Origin of the sequence: Alteromonas sp. MmMcT2-2, assembly GCF_022348305.1 — a bacterium.
Classification (GTDB): domain Bacteria; phylum Pseudomonadota; class Gammaproteobacteria; order Enterobacterales; family Alteromonadaceae; genus Alteromonas; species Alteromonas macleodii.
Genome location: NZ_JAKRFA010000100.1, coordinates 1 through 3056, shown reverse-complemented (window position 1 = coordinate 3056; position 3056 = coordinate 1). Strand labels below are relative to the sequence as shown.

The following is a 3056-nucleotide window of genomic DNA, read 5'->3' as shown; positions in this document are numbered from 1 at the left end:
GATTTTTGGCGATTGATCTGATCACCAAACGTCATGAATGTTCCTATCTTTTTTATCTCGCTGATATCGTTATATTATTTGTGGGGATACCTCAGACTCCGACCCCATTTATTTAATGTACTCTGACCCCATTTTTTAAGCGGCTTTCACTTTGGGAGAGTCTTCGTGCTCAGTAGCGCTGCTTTGAGTATCGCTTTTTGTGTTGCGTGACTCGTCGGTAGTTTGGCTATCGCGTACGTTCTTCTGCACCGTAATAGCGGCAAAGAGGCTTAGAGTGAAGGCCATGCCGAAGAAGCCTTTTTCACTTAATAAAAGCTCAGCATTTAATAAGCCAATTACCAACAATACGATGGCTGATGCAGTAGCTACAGCTGATGCAAGGAAGTATGCTTTGGTCGCTGGCACACCTTCCATCTTATCGCGTACCGTTTTTTGTAAGCTCACTACAGAAAACAAGCCAAATAACATAATAGTGAAGTAATAACCTTTTTCATTAAGCGCCATTGGGGCATTGTAAAGGCCGATAAAATAAGCGCCTACCCCCACAATTAGGGCTGCCAGTGATGCTATTCGAAATGCTTTCGTTGGTTTATTCTGAATCTGCATTGTTAAATTCCTCGATAATAGTTGTCTCACCGTTGCTCGCAAAAATAACTGCCTTTTCCGATAAATCGTATTTCTGCATGTAACGAGCAAGGCTTCCAAATGTAGTTGTTTCCACCTTACGACCGTGATCGGACAGCGTCACGCCGTCGCTGAACATACTCGCCAAGCCAAGTTTGGCGCGGCTCATGTTTACTTTTTGCGGCGTAAAATATGCCTTTGCATTAGCTTTTAGCTGGGCTATATCTGTGGTGGAGTACACCGCAGCATTGAGCACATCTAGGGTGTACTCGGTACAGTTTTGTCGTTCACTGTTAAATGGGTTAGCAACCACTGAATAGCGTGGGTTATGCAACAATTTTGCTCTATCTTCGCTGTACATACTTATAAGCGCTTGCTGCACGGCAACCGAGGGGATAACCAGGCCTGCCTCGAGCGCATAAGCACTCCAGAAAAAATCTACAGGATAATCGGTAACTAGATGACTCACGTCTTGTTCATCAGCATCCTGATACAAATTATGGATTGCATAGCCTTTGGCTGTCTCTCCATTATCTAGCTGTATGCTTGAGTAGATAGCAATAGCAGTGTGAGTGAAGCGAATGCCCTCCGGCATGTCTTCAATCGGTCTGCCTCGCCTTGCAATAATGAAGGCACGAGCTCCTTGGCTTGCCGCATACTTTTCTACTTCTTTAGAAAAAATGGCAATGGCTTCTGGTGAAAACGAAGGTTTTCCGTGCTGCTGACTACCTGCCAAAGCGTGATTAGCGTTGGCAGTAAGTAGTACCAAAGCCACAGCTATTGAATACAAAAATGTTTTCATACTCTTCCCTGCTTAAATTCTTTCGACTTGCACTGAATAAGAGCCACCTAAAGCGCTCGCTATTTATTATGAAGCGCTAGATGCACAACGCTTCGCTGTAGCAGTGTTTTACCAAACTATAGCCACTTTTATAGCGTCCAATCGCGCTTCAAAGTTCGAGCAATTAATTAACCGTTAGCGTTTAGTTGTGGTAGTAGTTGTCGTAGTCGTTGTTGTGTTAGTGGTCGCAACGACTTTGTTTGGCGCAGGGTCTGCAGTAATGATTGTTTCGGTAATCACTAACGGCTGGTTATTATCAACGGAGGAATGATGACTAGCTCCGTGAATACTGCGGCTACTCTCGTCAATCACACTTTCAGCAACTGCGCTACCTGCCACTACAGCACTGCCGGTTAGTATCACCGGAACAGCGACTACGGCACTCGCTACTGACGCCGTCGTTGCTAAGCCTTCAGATGCAGCAAGTGCGCTATGTTTACTGGCTTTGCCACTGTGGTCGGTAGAGTCATCTGCCATTACAGAATGGGTAAGAAGCGCACTACCTAATAGTGCAGTTAACATCAATGTTGAACGCGAATTTTTCATATCACTTGCTCCTAGTATGTAAAGGCGAGATGTGCCTGAACATGTTCTACACTAGAACCAAGAATAAATTTCGTAAACCACAATCGCTGATGTAGTATTAAATTACACCACAAGTATAAATATTTAATACCATGAGCCAAATTAACCTTGTTTACGACACGCTTAAACAATGTTTACGAGAGCAGCGATTTACCTACAAACAGATCGCACAGAAACTGAACGTAAGCGAGGCCAGCGTAAAACGAAATTTCTCTCTACAGGCTTTCAGCCTCGACAAGCTGGAACAGATTTGTGAATGTCTAAATTTGTCATTAAGCGACCTTTTTAGCCTGTCGCAAAAGCAGCAGGAAAAAATATCACAGCTGTCTGAGAAGCAAGAAATGGAGCTACTTGCCAATCCCAAGCTACTGCTTGCAGCCGTATGTGTGCGTGATGGCTGGCGATTCTCGGAAATCATCAAGCACTACAATATTTCTGAGGTCGAGGGCATTAAGCTAATGACAACCTTAGACAAACTTAAGCTTATAGAGCTGTTACCGAATAACCGCTACAAGCTACTTATTGCGCAAAACTTTCGCTGGATCCCTGGTGGTCCGCTAGAAAAATTTATGGAGCAGGAAGTAATGGTGAAGTTTATGGCCCCAAAGAAGAACGAGCCATGGATGTTCCGTTTCTATTTACGCGGCCGCTATTCTCAGACCTCGGTTTCGATTATTCAGCGCCGTCTTGAACAACTGCGACAAGAGGCAGCAAAACTCAGCAGCGAAGATAATGCCCTACCAATTGAAGAACGCCAGCACATTGGTCTTTTAATGGCGATGCGGCCTTGGGAACCCTCGCTTTTTGAAAACATGAAGCGAAAATAACCCTGTCGAAGTATATTTGGGGGGTCAGAGTACATTAAATAAAAAAGTACTCCGACCCCATTTTTTGCTACTCAAAAAAGTACTCTGACCCTGAGGTATCCCCACAAATAATATAACGATATCAGCGAGATAAAAAAGATAGGAACATTCATGACGTTTGGTGATCAGATCAATCGCCA

The 3056-nt window shown here is 44.1% G+C and carries 4 protein-coding genes; 1 reads left to right on the top strand and 3 read right to left on the bottom strand.

The window, feature by feature from the left end; translation table 11 throughout:
• Positions 1-135: 135 nt before the first annotated feature.
• The 3 genes from yiaA to MHM99_RS20925 all read right to left on the bottom strand — a co-directional run bounded on the left by yiaA (position 136) and on the right by MHM99_RS20925 (position 2011).
• Complete coding sequence (yiaA, locus tag MHM99_RS20935) at positions 136-606, bottom strand: inner membrane protein YiaA (RefSeq protein ID WP_239220454.1); 471 nt, start codon at positions 604-606, stop codon at positions 136-138.
• The gene (locus MHM99_RS20930; protein WP_061486578.1) at positions 590-1426 is read right to left on the bottom strand and encodes a DUF2145 domain-containing protein; all 837 of its coding nucleotides are present in this window, start codon (positions 1424-1426) and stop codon (positions 590-592) included. The genes yiaA and MHM99_RS20930 overlap by 17 nt, the downstream gene beginning before the upstream one ends.
• A 174-nt stretch (positions 1427-1600) precedes the next feature.
• Positions 1601-2011: a hypothetical protein gene (locus tag MHM99_RS20925; RefSeq protein ID WP_239220453.1), complete on the bottom strand. Its 411-nt coding sequence runs from the start codon at positions 2009-2011 to the stop codon at positions 1601-1603.
• A gap of 131 nt (positions 2012-2142) precedes the next feature.
• Between MHM99_RS20925 and MHM99_RS20920 the strand changes: the two genes are divergently transcribed.
• The gene (locus tag MHM99_RS20920; protein ID WP_039228657.1) at positions 2143-2877 is read left to right on the top strand and encodes a helix-turn-helix domain-containing protein; all 735 of its coding nucleotides are present in this window, start codon (positions 2143-2145) and stop codon (positions 2875-2877) included.
• Positions 2878-3056: the final 179 nt, after the last annotated feature.